The 17,068-nt window shown below is 69.7% G+C and carries 17 protein-coding genes; 2 read left to right on the top strand and 15 right to left on the bottom strand.

The genetic code is table 11. The annotated features are described in order from the left end of the window. Positions 1–26: 26 nt before the first annotated feature. On the bottom strand, positions 27–1,469 hold the full coding sequence (gene murA, locus O7614_RS28005; protein ID WP_278141400.1) for a UDP-N-acetylglucosamine 1-carboxyvinyltransferase: 1,443 nt from the start codon (positions 1,467–1,469) through the stop codon (positions 27–29). Here murA and O7614_RS28010 point away from each other — a divergent pair. Further along, a complete protein-coding gene (locus O7614_RS28010; RefSeq protein WP_278141401.1) occupies positions 1,468–2,040 on the top strand; it encodes a cob(I)yrinic acid a,c-diamide adenosyltransferase in 573 nt (190 codons plus the stop codon). The two genes, murA and O7614_RS28010, sit on opposite strands and share 2 nt — an antisense overlap. Positions 2,041–2,367: 327 nt before the next feature. On the opposite strand, the gene O7614_RS28015 is transcribed toward O7614_RS28010, so the two are convergent. The 13 genes from O7614_RS28015 to glyA form a co-directional block, all read right to left on the bottom strand. Continuing rightward, the gene (locus O7614_RS28015; protein WP_088987888.1) at positions 2,368–2,823 is read right to left on the bottom strand and encodes a DUF2550 domain-containing protein; all 456 of its coding nucleotides are present in this window, start codon (positions 2,821–2,823) and stop codon (positions 2,368–2,370) included. A gap of 12 nt (positions 2,824–2,835) precedes the next feature. After that, the gene (locus O7614_RS28020) at positions 2,836–3,117 is read right to left on the bottom strand and encodes a F0F1 ATP synthase subunit epsilon (RefSeq protein WP_278141402.1); all 282 of its coding nucleotides are present in this window, start codon (positions 3,115–3,117) and stop codon (positions 2,836–2,838) included. An 89-nt stretch (positions 3,118–3,206) separates the two neighbouring features. Then, positions 3,207–4,349: an LCP family protein gene (locus O7614_RS28025; protein WP_278141403.1), complete on the bottom strand. Its 1,143-nt coding sequence runs from the start codon at positions 4,347–4,349 to the stop codon at positions 3,207–3,209. Between the two features lie 220 nt (positions 4,350–4,569). Next, a complete protein-coding gene (atpD, locus tag O7614_RS28030; RefSeq protein WP_278141404.1) occupies positions 4,570–6,006 on the bottom strand; it encodes a F0F1 ATP synthase subunit beta in 1,437 nt (478 codons plus the stop codon). Beyond that, positions 6,006–6,935 (bottom strand): F0F1 ATP synthase subunit gamma, encoded by a 930-nt coding sequence (locus O7614_RS28035; protein ID WP_278141405.1) that lies wholly within the window; start codon positions 6,933–6,935, stop codon positions 6,006–6,008. The genes atpD and O7614_RS28035 overlap by 1 nt, the downstream gene beginning before the upstream one ends. A gap of 4 nt (positions 6,936–6,939) precedes the next feature. Further along, on the bottom strand, positions 6,940–8,592 hold the full coding sequence (gene atpA, locus O7614_RS28040) for a F0F1 ATP synthase subunit alpha (RefSeq protein ID WP_278141406.1): 1,653 nt from the start codon (positions 8,590–8,592) through the stop codon (positions 6,940–6,942). Positions 8,593–8,759: 167 nt separating this feature from the next. Then, on the bottom strand, positions 8,760–9,581 hold the full coding sequence (locus O7614_RS28045; protein ID WP_278141407.1) for a F0F1 ATP synthase subunit delta: 822 nt from the start codon (positions 9,579–9,581) through the stop codon (positions 8,760–8,762). Then, positions 9,581–10,120 carry a F0F1 ATP synthase subunit B gene (locus O7614_RS28050; protein WP_278141408.1) on the bottom strand — a complete coding sequence of 180 codons (540 nt, stop codon included), beginning with the start codon at positions 10,118–10,120 and terminating at the stop codon, positions 9,581–9,583. Before O7614_RS28050 ends, O7614_RS28045 begins: the two co-directional genes overlap by 1 nt. Positions 10,121–10,146: 26 nt before the next feature. Further along, complete coding sequence (locus tag O7614_RS28055; protein WP_278141409.1) at positions 10,147–10,383, bottom strand: F0F1 ATP synthase subunit C; 237 nt, start codon at positions 10,381–10,383, stop codon at positions 10,147–10,149. A gap of 67 nt (positions 10,384–10,450) precedes the next feature. Then, positions 10,451–11,248, bottom strand: coding sequence for a F0F1 ATP synthase subunit A (atpB, locus tag O7614_RS28060; protein ID WP_278141410.1), 798 nt, complete (start codon positions 11,246–11,248; stop codon positions 10,451–10,453). Positions 11,249–11,259: 11 nt separating this feature from the next. Continuing rightward, entirely contained in the window at positions 11,260–11,496 is a 237-nt protein-coding gene (locus O7614_RS28065; RefSeq protein WP_278141411.1) for an AtpZ/AtpI family protein, read from the bottom strand. Between the two features lie 182 nt (positions 11,497–11,678). Beyond that, a complete protein-coding gene (locus O7614_RS28070; RefSeq protein WP_278141412.1) occupies positions 11,679–12,104 on the bottom strand; it encodes an ATP synthase subunit I in 426 nt (141 codons plus the stop codon). After that, positions 12,097–13,386 (bottom strand): serine hydroxymethyltransferase, encoded by a 1,290-nt coding sequence (glyA, locus tag O7614_RS28075; protein ID WP_278141413.1) that lies wholly within the window; start codon positions 13,384–13,386, stop codon positions 12,097–12,099. The genes O7614_RS28070 and glyA overlap by 8 nt, the downstream gene beginning before the upstream one ends. A 35-nt stretch (positions 13,387–13,421) precedes the next feature. Between glyA and O7614_RS28080 the strand changes: the two genes are divergently transcribed. Further along, positions 13,422–14,885: an SDR family oxidoreductase gene (locus tag O7614_RS28080; RefSeq protein ID WP_278141414.1), complete on the top strand. Its 1,464-nt coding sequence runs from the start codon at positions 13,422–13,424 to the stop codon at positions 14,883–14,885. A gap of 10 nt (positions 14,886–14,895) precedes the next feature. On the opposite strand, the gene O7614_RS28085 is transcribed toward O7614_RS28080, so the two are convergent. Then, entirely contained in the window at positions 14,896–17,010 is a 2,115-nt protein-coding gene (locus O7614_RS28085) for a transglycosylase domain-containing protein (protein ID WP_278141415.1), read from the bottom strand. Positions 17,011–17,068: the final 58 nt, after the last annotated feature.

Consider the following 17,068-nt stretch of genomic DNA (forward strand, 5'->3'; position numbering starts at 1 on the left):
CGGCGGCCTCTCGGCCACCCTCGGCGTCAGATCTCCAGCGACGGCTCCTCCGGTGTGGTGCCCCGCTCGACCGTTACCCCGAGCGCGCGCAGATCGGCCACGAAGTCCGGATAACCCCGGTCGACGTGGTGCACGTGGGAGACCTCGGTGACCCCGTCCGCGCAGAGCCCGGCGATGATCAGCCCGGCACCGGCGCGGATGTCGGTGGCCCGTACCGGGGCACCGGAGAGCCGGTCCCGCCCCCGCACCACCGCGTGGTGCCCGTCGGTCTTGATGTCCGCACCCAGGCGCATCATCTCGTTGGCGAACATGAACCGACCGTCGAAGATGTTCTCGGTGATCAGGGAGGCGCCGTCGCTGACCGCGGCCAGCCCGATCGCCATCGGCAGCAGGTCGGTGGCGAAGCCGGGGTACGGCAGCGTCACCACGTCCACCGCGCGGGGCCGCTCGTCCATCCGTACCCGGAAGCCGCCCTCCCGGGTCTCCACCAGCCCGCCGGCCGCGACCACCTTGTCCAGCGCGACCTCCAGGTACGCCGGGTCGAGCCCGGTCACCGTCACGTCCCCCCGGGTCATCGCCGCGCCGAACGCCCAGGTGCCGGCGACGATCCGGTCCCCCACCGTCGCGTGTCGCACCGGACGCAGACCGGGGACCCCGGTGATCCGCAACGTGGACGTGCCGGCGCCCACGATTCGCGCTCCCATCTGGCTGAGCATCGTGCAGATGTCGACGATCTCCGGCTCCCGGGCCGCGTTGTCGATCGTCGTGGTGCCCTGGGCCAGCACGGACGCCATCACCAGGTTCTCGGTCGCGCCGACGCTGGGGAAGTCCAACACGATGTCCGCGCCGCGCAGCCCGTGCGGAGCGGAGGCGATGACGAACCCGTGCTCACCGGAGATCTCCGCGCCCATCCGGGTCAACCCGGAGATGTGCATGTCCAGCCCCCGTGAACCGATGGCGTCCCCGCCGGGGTGCGCCACCCGCACGTATCCTCGGCGGGCCAGCAACGGGCCCAGCACACAGATCGACGCGCGCAACCGTCGGACCAGGTCGTAGTCGGCGTCGGCACCGGGCTGCTCGGGCACGTCGATGGTCACCGAACGGGATCGCGGCACGCCACCCCGGGCGACCATCGGGTCGACCGGGTCGTCGGCGTCGAACTGGACGTCACAGCCCAGCCGACGCAGCACCTCCCCCATGATCGCGATGTCGGTGATCCGTGGGACGTTCGTGATGACGCTACGGCCGGGCGCGAGCAGCGCGGCGGCCATCAGCTTCAGCGCCGAGTTCTTGGCACCGACCACGTGCACGGTGCCCGCCAGCCGGGCGTCACCGTGCACCCGGATGACGTCGACGTCGTTGACCGCCGGGTCGCCCGCGTCGCCGGGGCCTACCAACACCGGCCAACTGGGAGTGCTGTCCGGCCGCGCCGGGATCGTCAGGTCGGGAATCCGTAGGCTGTGCGTCATGGCCGTCCACCTCACGCGCATCTACACCAAGGCCGGCGACGCCGGCATGACCAGGCTGAGCAACAACGAGCAGGTACCGAAGACCGATCCGCGCATCGCCGCGTACGCGGATGTCGACGAGTGCAACGCGGCGATCGGCGTCGCGATCGCCACGGGTGGGCTCGACGAGGTGCTGCGTGGTGTGCTGGCGTCGGTGCAGAACGACCTGTTCGACGTCGGCGCCGACCTGTCCACCCCGGCCGAGCCGGAGCCGAAGTATCCACCGCTGCGGGTGACCGAGGAGTACGTCGAGCGCCTGGAGGGCTGGTGCGACGAGTACAACGCACGCCTGAGCAAGCTCGACTCCTTCATCCTTCCGGGCGGCACCGCTGGCGCGGCACTGCTGCACGTGGCACGGACCATCGCCCGGCGAGCCGAACGGGCGGCCTGGGCGCTGGTCAGCCACGATCCGGAACGAACCAGCACGCTCCCGGCAAAGTATCTCAACCGGCTCTCCGATCTGCTCTTTATCCTGTCAAGAACGGCAAATCCGGCGGGAGACGTGCTATGGGTGCCGGGCGGCAAGCGCTGACCGTAGGCGCTGGGCACCACGTCGAGGTGTGGGTTCCCACTCTGGCCGCCCCCACGCGTCGCCGGAGCTGACTCCTGGACATGCCATGCCAGCCAGCGCACACCGGCCGACGCCTTGATCGACTCCGGTTCCTTGATGTCGGGGTGTTCTACTGTGCCGGGGACACCCCGACATCAAGAAGGCCGAGTCGGCAGGTGACAAAAGGACCGCGCCGGACCGACGCACGGCGCGGCGGGCGGGTTTCCGGGGCAGCCCGCCCGGCGCAGGGATCAAGCCTGACCGCCCGGAGCCGGGCGGGCTGCCCCGGAAACCCCAAGCGCAGCAGCTTCAGGCGGCCGGCCAGTCCTGGGAGGCCATACGCGGCGAGACCGCCCCCGGAGGGGCGGCCTCGAGCCAGGAGAGAAACCCGGTAACCGTCGATCGCGCCATGGCGATCTCCACCGGTGCGTGGTGACTGGTACAGCGCAGGATCACCCAGTCGGCCGGCATGGAGAGCCGTTCCTGACCTTCGGGCAATCGTCGACGCTCCACCGCCAGCCCCTTGCGCGACAGCACCCTCTTGGGGCGGATCGCGAAGCTGAACATCCGGTACCACCGCAGCTCGTCACCGACGAAGCGGCCGAAACCGGGCGACCAGCCGCGGCCGTCCAGTACGGTGGTGACCCGGACGCTGAGCCGGATGATGCCACCGCTACGGGTGACCAGGGCTCGCCGGACGAAGAGGATCAGAAGCGCGACGAGGATGACGACAACGCCGATCCCGAAACCTTCGACGATCTCCATCCCCGGGGTGACTCAGCGGCTCGGCGCGGAAACCGGGGTGGCGCTCTCGGCCAGCACGGTGACGCCGTCGGCGCTCACCGAGAGGAAGCCACCGGCCACCTCGTAGGAGACCTGCTCACCGCCGGCGAGCTTGATGCGCACCTGGCCGGGCTCGGCGAGCTGGCCGAGCAGCGGAGCGTGACCCGGCAGGACACCGAGCTCGCCCTCGGTCGTACGGGCGACCACCATCTCGGCCTCACCCGACCAGACCTTCTCCTCGACGGCGACGAGCTCGACGTGAAGCTGCTGTGCCACGCTGTCTCCTTGCTGCGGCTACGGATTGCCGAAAGTCTAGCCTGACGCCGGGGCGCGTCTTACGCGGGTGGGGGACATCCGCGTCACGGCTACTTCGTCTTGTTCACGAATTCGGGGTGCTCCAGCAGGAACGGGTCGAGTTGCTCGTTGTGCAGGGCGGTGAAGAAGTCCGGCACCCCCTCCTGGAACTGCTCACCCAGGTACCTCTTGCCGTCGTACACCCCACCACCGGGCAGCTTGATCATCTCGATGGTGTTGGGGCGGATGTCCTTCAGGGCGAGCCCGAAGTCGACCACGCTGTTGCCCCGACCGTTGAAGATCAGCGACTGACCGGCGGCGCGGAGCACCTTGTCCAGCTTGACCGGGTTGGACACCACGTCGGCGCTGAACGCCTGGCCGACCATCGCCTTGACGAACTGCTGCTGGTGGCGCTGCCGGCCGTAGTCCGAATCCGGGACGCCGTTCTTCGGGTAACGCTGCCGCACGTAGTCCAGCGCCTGCCACCCACTCAGGTGCTGGTTGCCCTTCTTGTAGAGCGCCTGCGGGCCGACGTAGCCCTCACCGCGGGTGTTGCCCGGACGCGCCTTGCCGTCCGGCTGCTTGTGCTCGGACCGCACGTCCCGCTCGATGTACATGTTGACGCCACCCATGGCGTCGACGATCTTCTGGAAACCGCTGAAGTTGATGATCGCGCCAGCGTCGAAGCGCTTGATGCCTGTCACGTTCTGCACAGTTGTCGCCAGCAGCTCGAAGCCCCGGGCCGCGTCGGGGTTCGCCCCCGGGACCTTGCTGCCGTGAGACATGGCAGCGTTGATCTTCGTGGTCTCCCCGGGGAACTCGGCCTTCTTGAACGGCGGGATGCGCACGTAGAGGTCCCGTGGCAGCGAGAACAGGTAGGCGCGGTCCATCGAGGCCGGCACGTGCAGCACCATGATCGAGTCGGCCAGCGGCGCCGCCGTCGCCGTCCGCGGGTCGATGCCGACCAGCAGGATGTTGAGCGGACCCTTGATCTCGCTCTTCTTCGCCTGGGCACCCGCCGCCTGGTCACCGAACAGGTCCGCCTTGCCGACAGCACCCTCGTAGCGGGCCATGAGCACCTCGGAGCCGACCAGCACGGCCCCGCTGAGCACGGTCAGCACGGTGCCGAACACCGTGCAGATCCTGGCCCAACGCGGCACACCCCGCCAGACGGACGACTTGCGGCCACTCTTGCCGGCCTTACCCACGAGCATCTCCGTTCGTTACGCCCACGGGTTAAAGACGGGCGCACGTCGCCGAAAGGTTGCAAGGATCAACGCTCGTTCGGGTGAGCGCGGAACGACCGTATCTCGGGTGCCGTGGAACCGACGACCACCGCTAACGGACCGCGACGATGATAGGACGCGAACATGAACAAAAGACTGCCCCGGCGTTGCCGGGGCAGTCTTTTTGTTGCGGATCCGATGGGGCTGGTCAGCCCTTCATCAGCTCCTCAGCCTTCTTCTCCAGGTCGTCGAGACCGCCACACATGAAGAACGCCTGCTCGGGGAAGTGATCGTACTCACCCTCGCTGATCTTCCGGAACGCCTCGATGGTCTCCTTGATCGGGACCGTCGAGCCCGGCACGCCGGTGAACTGCTCCGCGGCGTACGTGTTCTGCGACAGGAAGCGCTCAATCCGCCGGGCCCGGGCCACGGTGATCTTGTCTTCCTCGGAGAGCTCCTCGATACCGAGGATGGCGATGATGTCCTGCAGGTCCTTGTAGCGCTGCAGGATCCGCTTCACCTCGGTGGCGACCTGGAAGTGCTCCGGGCCGACGAACTCCGGGGCGAGGATCCGGGACGAGGACGCCAGCGGGTCCACGGCCGGGTAGATGCCCTTGTCGGAGATCGACCGCTCCAGGTTGGTGGTCGCGTCCAGGTGAGCGAACGTGGTGGCCGGGGCGGGGTCGGTGTAGTCGTCCGCCGGCACGTAGATCGCCTGCATCGAGGTGATGGCCTGGCCCCGGACGGAGGTGATTCGCTCCTGGAGCTCGCCCATCTCGTCGGCCAGGGTCGGCTGGTAACCCACGGCGCTCGGCATCCGGCCGAGCAGGGTGGAGACCTCCGAACCGGCCTGGGTGAAGCGGAAGATGTTGTCGATGAAGAGCAGCACCTCCTGCTTCTTCACGTCCCGGAAGTACTCCGCCATGGTCAGCGCGGAGAGCGCCACCCGCAGACGGGTGCCCGGCGGCTCGTCCATCTGGCCGTAGACCAGCGCGGTCTTGTCGATGACGCCGGACTCGGTCATCTCGGCGATGAGGTCGTTGCCCTCACGGGTGCGCTCACCCACGCCGGCGAAGACCGAGGTACCACCGAAGTTACGGGCAACCCGGGTGATCATCTCCTGGATGAGCACCGTCTTGCCCACGCCCGCGCCGCCGAACAGGCCGATCTTGCCGCCCTTGACGTATGGGGCGAGCAGGTCGATGACCTTGATGCCGGTCTCCAGCATCTCGGTCTTCGGCTCCAGGTCCGCGAAGGCCGGGGCCTTGCGGTGGATACCCCAGTGGTCGTCCGGGGTGAGGGTCTCGCCCTCCTTGAGGTTGAGCACCTCGCCGATCGCGTTGAACACGTGGCCCTTGACCGCGTCGCCCACCGGCACGGTGATCGGCTCGCCGCGGTCACGCACCTCCGCGCCGCGGACCAGGCCGTCCGTCGGCTGCATCGAGATGGCACGGACCAGGTTGTCACCCAGGTGCTGGGCGACCTCCAGGGTCAGCGTCTTCTCGCCGCCGGACAGGCTCACGTCAACGTTGAGGGCGTTGAACAGGGCCGGCATGGCGTCGCGCGGGAACTCGGCGTCGACGACCGGGCCGATGACCCGGACCACGCGACCCGTGGCCGTCTTGGTCTCTACTGGTGCAGTCATCACACTTCACTTCCCGACGCGGCCAGCGCGTTCGCGCCGCCGACGATCTCGCTGATCTCCTGGGTGATCCCGGCCTGGCGGGCCGAATTCATCTCACGCGTGTACTTGTCGATCATGTCTTCGGCGTTGTCGGTGGCGCTCTTCATCGCCCGCCGCCGTGCCGCCGACTCGCTCGCCGCCGACTCGAGCAACGCCGCGTAGATCCGCGTGTTGATGTACCTCGGCAGGAGCGCGTCGAGCAGCGCCTCCGCCTCCGGCTCGAACTCGTACGCCGGCAGCAGCCCCTCGGAGCGCGGCCGGTCCTCGACCTGCATCGGCCCGAGGATCTTGGCAACTGGGGTCTGCGTCATCAGCGAGTGGAACTCGGTGTAGACGATGTGCAACTCGTCGACGCCGAGCACCCCGTCCGCGCCAGCACCGCCGTCGACGTCGTCCGCACCGGCCGTGAACGCCTTGATCAGCGTCTCACCAACCGCGCGGGCGTCCTCGAACGACGGCTGCTCGCTGAACCCGGTCCAGTTCGCCTCGATCGGCCGGTCGCGGAACCGGTAGAACCCGACGCCCTTACGCCCGATGACGTAGAGCACCGGCTCCTTGCCGTCCGCCTTGAGCCGCGCGATGAGCGACTCCGCCGTCTTGATCGCGTTGGAGCTGTAACCGCCGGCCAGGCCACGGTCGCTGGTGACCAACAGGACACCCGCCCGCCGCACTCGCTCACGCGGGGTGAGCAGCGGGTGGTCGATCCGCGCGTTGGACGCCAGCGCCGTGAGCACGCCGGTGATGGCCTGGGCGTACGGCAGGGACGCCTGCACCCGGGCCTGAGCCTTGGCGATCCGGCTCGTCGCCACGAGCTCCATCGCCTTGGTGATCTTCTTCATCGACTTCGCCGAGCGGATTCGTTGACGAAGAACGCGTACCTGGGCCGCCATGGGATCAGCTCTCGGCCGGGCGGTCGGCCGCGCCGTCGCGGAAGCGGGTCACCGTCTCGCGGTTCTCGTCGCCCTCGAGCGGGGCGGCCGGCGCGTCGTTGACAGTGCGCTCGTCCTCCTTGCCGAGGAAGACCTGCTTGAACTCGGCGATCGCCGAGTCGAGCGAGCCGGTGATGTCGTCGTTCCACTGGTTGTCGGCGATGCCGGCCAGCACACCCTCGTGCTTGTGCCGCAGGTACTGGAGGAACTCGGCCTCGAAGCGCCGGATGTCACCCACCGGGACGTCGTCCAGCTTGCCCTCGGTGCCGGCCCAGACGGAGACGACCTCCTCCTGCACCGGGAACGGCGAGTAGTTGGCCTGCTTGAGCAGCTCGACCAGCCGGACACCACGGTTGAGCTGGTTCTGCGAGGCCCGGTCCAGGTCGGAGGCGAAGGCGGCGAACGCCTCCAGCTCGCGGTACTGGGCCAGGTTGAGCCGCAGCGACCCGGAGACCTTCTTCATCGGCTTCACCTGGGCGGCGCCGCCGACCCGGGAGACCGAGGTGCCGACGTTGATCGCCGGACGGACGCCCTGGTTGAACAGGTCCGTCTCCAGGAAGATCTGGCCGTCGGTGATGGAGATGACGTTGGTCGGGATGAAGGCCGAGATGTCGTTGGCCTTCGTCTCGATGATCGGCAGACCGGTCATCGAGCCGCCACCCAGCTCGTCGGAGAGCTTCGCGCAACGCTCCAGCAGGCGGGAGTGCAGGTAGAAGACGTCACCCGGGTACGCCTCGCGGCCCGGCGGGCGGCGCAGCAACAGCGACACGGCCCGGTACGCCTCGGCCTGCTTGCTCAGGTCGTCGAAGACGATCAGGACGTGCTTGCCGCCGTACATCCAGTGCTGCCCGATGGACGAGCCGGTGTACGGGGCGATGTACTTGAAGCCGGCCGGGTCGGACGCCGGCGAGGCGACGATGGTGGTGTACTCCATCGCGCCCGCCTCCTCCAGCTGCCCCTTGATCGAGGCGATGGTGGAGGCCTTCTGGCCGATGGCGACGTAGATGCAGCGAACCTGCTTCTTCGGGTCGCCGGTGCGCCAGTTGTCCCGCTGGTTGAGGATGGCGTCCAGGGCGACAGTGGTCTTGCCGGTCTTCCGGTCACCGATGATCAGCTGCCGCTGGCCCCGACCGATCGGGGTCATCGCGTCGATGGCCTTGATGCCGGTCTGCAGCGGCTCGAACACCGACTGCCGGGCCATCACGTTCGGAGCCTGCAGCTCCAGCTCGCGGTAGCCCTCCTCGGCGATGTCGCCGAGACCGTCGATCGGCTGGCCGAGCGCGTTGACCACGCGGCCGAGGAAGGCGTCACCGACCGGAACCGAGAGCACCCGGTCGGTGCGCTTGACCCGCTGCCCCTCCTCCAGCTTGGCGGAGTCACCGAGGACGACGACGCCGATCTCCCGCACGTCGAGGTTCAACGCCACGCCGAGCGTGCCGTCCTCGAACTCCAGGAGTTCGTTGGTCTTGGTCGAGGGCAGGCCCTCGACGTGGGCGATGCCGTCACCGGTGTCGGCGACGGTGCCGACCTCCTCGCGGGAGACGTCGGACGTGTAGGAGGAGACGTAGCGCTCCAGGGCGCCGCGGATCTCCTCCGTCGAGATGGTCAGCTCGGCCATCCTCTGCTTCCTTAAAATTCAGGGGCCCGGGATACCTAGTACCAACCGGTCCGAATGGCGTCTGTCAATCCGGGCGCTGCGGCGGCGAAGCCGCCCCGACATCGAGGCGGCGGAGCCACCGCATTGCTGGGCGGCGAGGCCGCTCAGTTGCTGGGCGGCGGAGCCGCTCAGCGCTTCGCGAGCGCGTTGCGGGTCTCGTTGAGGCGGCGCAGGATGGTGCCGTCGTACAGGTCGGAGCCGACCCGGACGCTCACGCCACCGAGGACGGCGGGGTCGACCGTCTGCTTGACGGACACCTCTCGACCGTATATCGCGGTGAGGCTCGCACCCAGCCGACGCTCGTCCTCGTCACTCAACGGGGCCGCGACGGTCACGTACGCCACCTGCCGGTCACGCCGGTCGGCGGCCAGCTCGACCAGCCGGGTGAGCGCCCCGCTGAAGGAGCGTCCCCCGAACCCGCCGAGTGCTGCCTCGACGAGGCGGACGGTGACCGGGCGGGCCTTGTCGGCGAGCAGTTCGCGGGCCAGGGTGGCCCGCTGCTCGACCGGGGCGACCGGGTCGGCGAGCGCGTTGCTCAGCGCCGGCTGACCGGCCACGACCTGACCGAAGCGGAACAACTCGTCCTCGACCTCGCCCAGCTCGCCGGCTTTGTCGGCGCTGGCGAGCAGCGCCTCCACGCCGAGGCGCTCGGCGCCGTCGAGCAACTCCGACGGTGCCGACCAACGGCCGGAGACCAACGAGACGAGCAGGTCGAGCGCGTCCGCGCCGATCCGCCCACCCAGCATGTCGCCGAGCAGCGCGCCCCGGTCCGTACCGGAGCGGGCCGGCTCGGACAGCGCCCGGCGCAGCCGCGGCTCGCGCCGCAGCAGGGTCGCCACGGAGAGGATGGCGTCGGCGGTGGAGGCCACCGCCGACGGCTCCGCGCCGCGGACGTACGCGTCGAGGCGCTCGGCCGCGAGCTTGTACGACTCCCGGCTGGCGGCCTGCATCAGCGGGCCCCCGTGCTCTCGAGACCGCTCAGGAACCGGTCGACGGTGCCCTTGCGCCGCGCCTCGTCGGCCAGCGACTCGCCGACGATCTTGCTGGCCAGGTCCACCGCGATCGTGCCGACCTCCGCGCGCAGCTCGCGCACGATGGTGGCCCGCTCGGCGGCGAGCGCGTCCTTGCCGGCCTGGATGACCCGGTCGGACTCCTCCCGCGCCTTGGCGAGGATGTCCTGCCGGATGCCCTCGGCGTCGGCCCGAGCGTCGTCACGGATCTTGGCGGCGTCGGTCCGGGCCTCGGCGAGCTGGGCACGGTACTGCTCGAGCAGCTGGTTCGCCTCGGCCTGGGCGGCCTCGGCGCGCTTGATGCCGCCCTCGATCGCGTCGACCCGAGCCTGGAACGTCTGCTCCATGCGCGGGAAGACGAACTTCATCAGCACGAAGCAGAGCACGATGAAGGCGACTCCACCGACCACGATCTCCTGCCAGAGCGGGATGATCGGGTTGTGGGTGGACTCACCACCCTCAGCGGCGAGGAAGTACATGGTTACCTCCCGGTCTAAGGGCGGATTCAGTTACCGGCCCAGATGAAGCCGAAGGCGATGCCCAGCAGCGCCAGCGCCTCGATGACGGCGAAGCCGATCCAGACGTACGGCAGGGTCATCCGGGACGACTCCGGCTGACGGGCGGTCGACTGGATGTAGGCAGCGAAGACCAGGCCAACGCCGATGCCCGGGCCGATGGCGGCGAGACCGTAGCCGATGGCAGCGGTGCTACCGGTGACCTCGGCGAGAACGCTAGCGTCCATTGGTGTGGTTCCTCCTGGTTATCACGCGTGACTCTCACGCGGGACGACAACGGGTGGTACGGGTGGATCAGTGCTCGTCGGCGAGCGCGCCCTGTACGTAGCTGGCGGTGAGGACGGTGAAGACGTATGCCTGCAGGCAGATGACCAGGAACTCCAGGAAGGTGAGCGCGATGGTCATCACCCAGGAGAGCACCGAGATCGGGGCCAGCCAGGCGTTGCTGCTCAGAATCGCGAAGCCACCGAGCGTGAAGACCAGCAGGAGCATGTGACCGGCGAACATGTTCGCGAAGAGACGAACCGCGAGCGAGAACGGCCGGACGATGAAGGTCGAGAAGAGCTCGATCGGGATCAGCAGCGGCAGGATGTACCACGGTGCCGGCGGAACCAGCGAGTTCTTGAAGTACTTGACGAAGCCGTGCTTCTTGATGCCGACGTAGTTGAACAGCACGTAGCTGATGATCGCCAGGAACGCCGGGAAGGCGATGTGCGAGTTCGGTGAGATCTGGAAGAACGGCACGATCGCGAAGAAGTTCGTCAGCAGCACGAAGCAGAACAGCGTCGTGAAGTAGGGGGCGAAGCGCACACCCGCGTGGCCGATCATGTCGACGGCGATGTTGTTGCGCACGAAGCCGTAGATCGACTCGGCGTACCACTGCCTCTTCGTCGGCACCAGCTGCGGGTTCCGGTAGCTCGCCAGGAAGAAGATGATCAGAACGCCGACCGCGATCCAGACCATCGCCGTGATCTTGGTGAACCAGTAGGAGTTCTCCGCACCCCAGGGCACGATGGCGGGCAGGTAGAAATCGTCCACCGTGGGGGGGAATCCCGCCTGGCCCGCTGCCAGAACGTTCGCCTGTCCGAACACCGCGTCCCTTCCTAAGTAGGCGTGCCGAGTCGGCGGACGACCAGGATGATTCCCCCGGCCATACCGAGCACGACGCCGATCCCGGTGGCGACGCCGCCGGTGTCGAGCCACTGGTCAACCAGCCAGCCGATGAAACCCCACACGAGCATGCCTCCGAGGAGGTAGCTGAGCGCGGTCCAACCCTGACCGGCACCGGACGGATAATCGTCCGGATCACCGGCGGGACGGGGGGTTTGGTCACCAGCCATGACGGGGCGAACGATATCAGCCGGGAAGACGAGGCTGTGCCTCACCCCCCGCACAACCGTCGTTGTGTGGGCTTCTCGTGGGCGCCGTCGTCTGTGGGCACGCTACTCCCCTTCCGCCCGTCGGAAAATGACCGGAGGCCGACACATTGCCGCGCGTCCGAAAGGTGGGACGACCCGCCGGGTCAGCGGTGCGCCCGGCGAGCGTGCACCGTGGTCAGCCACCAGATGTGCACCGCCGTCCACACTGCCACCCCGGCGACGATGCCGAGGCAGAGCGGGATCAACCCCGCCCAGCCGGTGGACGCCACCACCACCAGCACCGCACCCAGAAGGCTGAACTTCAGCACGTACAGCCCCACGCCGAGCGGCAGCAGCAGCTGCGGGTTGACCTGGTCGGCCCGGGCCAGCACCACGGTGGTCAGCGTGTAGCTGAGCACCGTGACGCCCACCCCGGCCGCCGCGCCGATCGCCGCCGTCGCACCGCCGGTCACCGCGCCGGCGAGCGCCGCGACCACGGCGAGCGCCGCCGACACGGTCAGCAACACCGGCAGGTGCCGCAGCCGCCACCGCCGGTCGCTGTCCGGCTCGACCACCCCGGGCTCAGCCACGGGGGTACGCCGGAAACGCCGCGACCAGCTCGGCCACCTCGGCACCCAGCCGGGTCAACTGGTCGGAGCCGCCCGGCGCCCCGGGATCGGTGCGCACCGCTCGGGCGATCATCGTGGCCACCTGCCGCAGCTCCCCCTCGCGCATCCCCTGGGTGGTGACGCTCGGCGTGCCCACCCGGATGCCGGAGGCCACCATCGGTGGCTGCGGGTCGTACGGGATGGCGTTCTTGTTCAGGGTTATCGACGCGGCATCGCAGCGCCGCTCGGCCTCGGTGCCGGTCACCCCCAGCTCCCGCAGGTCGATCAGCGCGAGATGGGTGTCGGTGCCACCGGACACCGGGCGCATCCCCTCGTCGGCGAGCCCGGCGGCGAGCGCCTGGGCGTTGCGGACGACCTGGCTGGCGTACGTCTGGAACTCCGGCTGGGCGGCCTCGCGGAGCGCGACCGCCTTCGCCGCGACCGCGTGCATCAACGGGCCGCCCTGGGTGAACGGGAAGACCGCCTTGTCGATCCGCTGGGCCAGCGACTCACGGCACAGGATCATGCCGCCACGTGGGCCACGCAGCACCTTGTGGGTGGTGGCGCAGACGACGTCGGCATACGGCACCGGGGACGGGATCGCCCGGCCGGCGACCAGACCGATGAAGTGTGCGGCATCCACCATCAGGTACGCGCCGACCTCGTCGGCGATCTCCCGGAACCGGGCGAAGTCGATCAGCCGGGGGTACGCGGTGGCACCACAGATGATCAACTTGGGTCGGTGTGCCCGCGCCAGGTCCCGGACCTCGTCGTAGTCGATCAGCTCGGTGTCCGGCCGGACCGGGTAGCCGACCGGGTGGAACCACTTGCCGGAGAAGTTCACCCGACTGCCGTGGGTGAGGTGCCCGCCGTGCGGCAGGTCCATCGCCAGCACCGTGTCCCCCGGCTGCACCAGCGCGGCGTACGCGGCCAGGTTGGCGCTCGCCCCGGAGTGCGGCTGGAGGTTGGCGTGCTCGGCCCCGAAGAGCTCCTTGGCCCGGGCGATGCCGATCTCCTCGGCCCGGTCCACCTCGGCGCAGCCGCCGTAGTAGCGCCGGCCCGGGTAGCCCTCGGCGTACTTGTTGGTCAGGGTCGAGCCGAGCGCCGCCAGCACCGCCGGCGAGGTCAGGTTCTCGCTGGCGATGAGCTGCAGGCCGCCCCGCAACCGGTCCAGCTCGCCGAGGACCACCCCGGCGATCTCCGGGTCGGTGGCCCTGAGCTGCGCGAAATCCGGCCCCCAGAAGGTGCTCGTCTCGGTCTCCACAGCGAACGAGTCTAGGGGGCCGCACACTGGGACCCGTGAGATGCCTCGTCACCGGAGCGACCGGCTACATCGGCGGGCGGCTGACGCCGCTGTTGCTCGCCGACGGGCACACCGTGCGCTGCCTCGCCCGCAAGGCGGTGCGGCTGCGCGACGTGCCCTGGGCCTCGGCGGCCGAGATCGTCGAGGGAGACCTGAGCCGACCGGACACGCTCGCCGCCGCGTTCGCCGACGTGGATGTCGCGTACTTCCTGGTGCACTCGCTGGGCCGGTCCGACTTCGAGGCCGCGGACCGGACGGCCGCGACCAACTTCGCGGCGGCGGCCCGGGCGGCCGGCGTACGGCGAATCGTCTACCTGGGCGGCCCGGAGCCGGCGTCCGACGCCGAGGTCCCCTCACCGCACCTGCGGTCCCGGGCCGAGGTAGGCCGGATCCTGCTGGACAGCGGGGTCCCCACGGCGGTGCTCCGCGCCGCGGTGATCATCGGGTCCGGCTCGGCGTCGTTCGAGATGCTGCGCTACCTGACCGAGCGGCTGCCCGCCATGATCACCCCGCGCTGGGTGCGCAACCGGATCCAACCGATCGCGGTGCGCGACGTGCTGCGCTACCTGGCCGGCTGCGCGGCGCTGCCGCCAGAGGTCAACCGCGGCTTCGACATCGGCGGCCCGGACGTGCTCACCTTCCTCGACATGATGCAGCGCTACGCCCGGGTGGCCGGGCTACGGCGACGGATCATCGTGCCGGTCCGACCGCTCACCCCGTCGCTCTCCTCGCACTGGGTCGGCCTGATCACCCCGGTGCCGAACAAGATCGCCCGCCCGCTGGTGGAGAGCCTCATCCACGAGGCGGTCGCCCACGAACACGACATCGCCCGGTACGTGCCGGACCCGCCCGGCGGGTTGACCGGATTCGACGACGCGGTGGCCCTGGCGCTGGCCAAGGTACGCGACGCCCAGGTGGAGACCCGCTGGTCTACAGCGAGCGGCCCGGACGCACCCGCCGAGCCTCTGCCCAGCGACCCGGACTGGTCCGGCGGCACCGCCTACACGGACATGCGGGAGCGGGCGGTGGACGCCTCACCGGCGGCGCTCTGGCGGGTCGTCGAGGGCGTCGGCGGCGAACACGGCTGGTACTCGTTCCCCCTCGCCTGGTCCCTCCGCGGTTGGCTGGACCGGCTGGTCGGCGGGGTCGGGCTGCGTCGCGGCCGACGGGACCCGCACCGCCTCCAGGTCGGCGAGGCGTTGGACTTCTGGCGGGTCGAGGAGATCGTCCCGGGCGAGTTGCTGCGACTGCGCGCCGAGATGCGGCTGCCCGGCCGGGCCTGGCTGGAGATGCGGGTGCTGCCGACCGACGACGGCCGCAGCCGCTACCAGCAGCGCGCCGTCTTCCTGCCGCGCGGCCTCGCCGGACACGCCTACTGGGGGTCGGTGGCCCCGTTCCACGCGGTGGTCTTCGGCGGGATGGCCCGCAACATCGCCCGCAACGCCGAACAAACCCGCTGACCCGGCCGGCTCAGTTGCCGGTCCGTGCCCCGGTGACCTGGAAGGCGGTTCGCTCGCTGGGCGGGACGAAGTCGCGTACCGGCTGGTCGCGCAGACCGACGACGAGCACCTCGCCGACCGCGTCCACCATCCGGGCCTGCACCGCCTGACCGACCGCGTCCCGGGGGTCGTCCGGGTTCGCCGCCATGGAGGCGACCGCCAACTGCGGCGTGAACGCCACCACCGTCTCCGTCTCGTACCGTTCCGAACTTCCGGTCTTACCCGCCACCGGACGACCGACCTTCGCGCGCAGGGTGGGGGCGGTGGCGCCGTCGCAGCGCCCGTACATCGACTGGTCGCCGACCGGGCAGCGCGAGGCGTCGGTGGCCGCCCGCGCCACGTCGGCGTCGAGCACCTGTCGGCAGTCCGGCTTGGCGGCGTCGACCGGACGGCCGGCCGAGTCGGTGATCGAGACCACCGGCAGCGGGGCGCACCAGGTGCCCTCGGCCGCCACCGTGGCGTACGCGGTCGCCAGATCCAGCGGGGTGGTGGCGGCCACGCCCAGGGTGAACGGACCCCAGTCCTTCGCGCCGTACCGGGCCAGGTTGGCGTCGGAGTCGGCCCGCAGCACGATGCCGAGCCGCTCGGCCATCTCCACCACCCGGTCGGCGCCGACCTTCTCGGTGAGCCAGGCGAAGTACGTGTTCACCGAGCGGCCGAACGCGCTCCACATGGTGCGGGGGCCGTCCATCGACGACGGGCTCGCGTTCGCCGGGCACCAGCGACCGTCGCAACTCGCCTGCCCGGTGACCGGGAAGCGGGTGAGCAGTTGGGTGGGCGCCACGAACTCGGTCGACAGCGGCAGGCCGGACTCCAACGCGGCCAGCATGGTGAAGAGCTTGAACGTCGAGCCACCCTGGTACCCGTCGATCGCCCCACCGCCGGCGACCAACTGGTTGACGGTGTTCGGGCGGTTCTTCTGCCCGACCGGGTTGTCCTGCACGCTGTAGGCGCGGTTCACCGACATCGCCAGCACCCGCCCGGTGCCCGGCTGCACCACCGCGGTCGGCACCGCCTCCGCATCCGTCGGTCGATAGATCTTCAGCACCTGCTCGGTGGTGGCCCGCTGCACCCCCGGGTCCAGCGACGACACGATGGAGAACCCGCCCCGGCGCAGGGTGCGCTGCCGCTCGTCGGCGCTCGCCCCGAACGCCGACTGGCTGCTCCACCAGCGGGTGAACCAGTCGCAGAAGAAGCCCCAGTCGTTGTGCGCCTCGGGCACCCCGGTGCAGTCGTTCGGGGTCTCGCTGGGCTGTAGCTGCAACGGTTCGGCCCGAGCCGCCGCCGCCGCGTCCGCCGGCACCTGTCCCGTCTCCACCAGCCGTTCCAACACGTACGCCCGCCGCTCCAAGGCGCTGTCGGCGTCGCCGTTGATCGGGTCGTCGCTGTCCGGCGAGCGGACCAGGCCGGCCAGCAGCGCCGCCTGGGCCAGGGTCAGGTCGGCCGGAGACCGGGAGAAGTAGCGCTTGCTGGCCGCCGCGATGCCGTACGCGCCGGCGCCGAAGTACGCGATGTTGAGGTAGCGGGTGAGGATCTCCTCCTTGTCGAGTTCCCGTTCCAGCGCGAGCGCGTACCGCATCTCCTGGAGTTTGCGCACTGTGGTGACCTCGGTGGCGGCCACCCGCTGCGCCTCGGTCAGCCGCGGGTCACTGCTGAGCACGTTGCGGACGTACTGCATGGTGAGCGTGCTCGCGCCCTGCCGGGTCTGACCGTCGCGCTTGTTGACGGTGAACGCGCGCACCACGCCCCGCAGGTCGACGCCACTGTGCTGGTAGAACCGGACGTCCTCGGCGGCCACGATCGCCTGGCGCATCACCGGGGCCACCTCGTGCAGCGGCACGTCCACCCGGTCCTCCTGGTAGAAGGAGGTGATCAGCGTGGTGCCGTCGTTGGCGTAGAGGTTGGAGCGCTGGGCGGTCGGCGGCGTGCGGAGCGTGTTCGGCAGCTCCGAGTACGGCGTGGACAGGTTACTGAAGCCGATCCCGAAGACCAGCGCCGCCGGCAGGGCGGCTGCGGCCAGCACCACCCCGGCCAGCACTCCGGCGATCACCACGGTCAGCAGTTTGTCGAGATGGGCCCGGATCATCAGCTCTCCCCGCAGGAGCCGGTCACGCTAGGACCCGTTCAGAATGACCCGGAATGCC

This window comes from Micromonospora sp. WMMD961, assembly GCF_029626145.1.
Taxonomy (GTDB): domain Bacteria; phylum Actinomycetota; class Actinomycetes; order Mycobacteriales; family Micromonosporaceae; genus Micromonospora.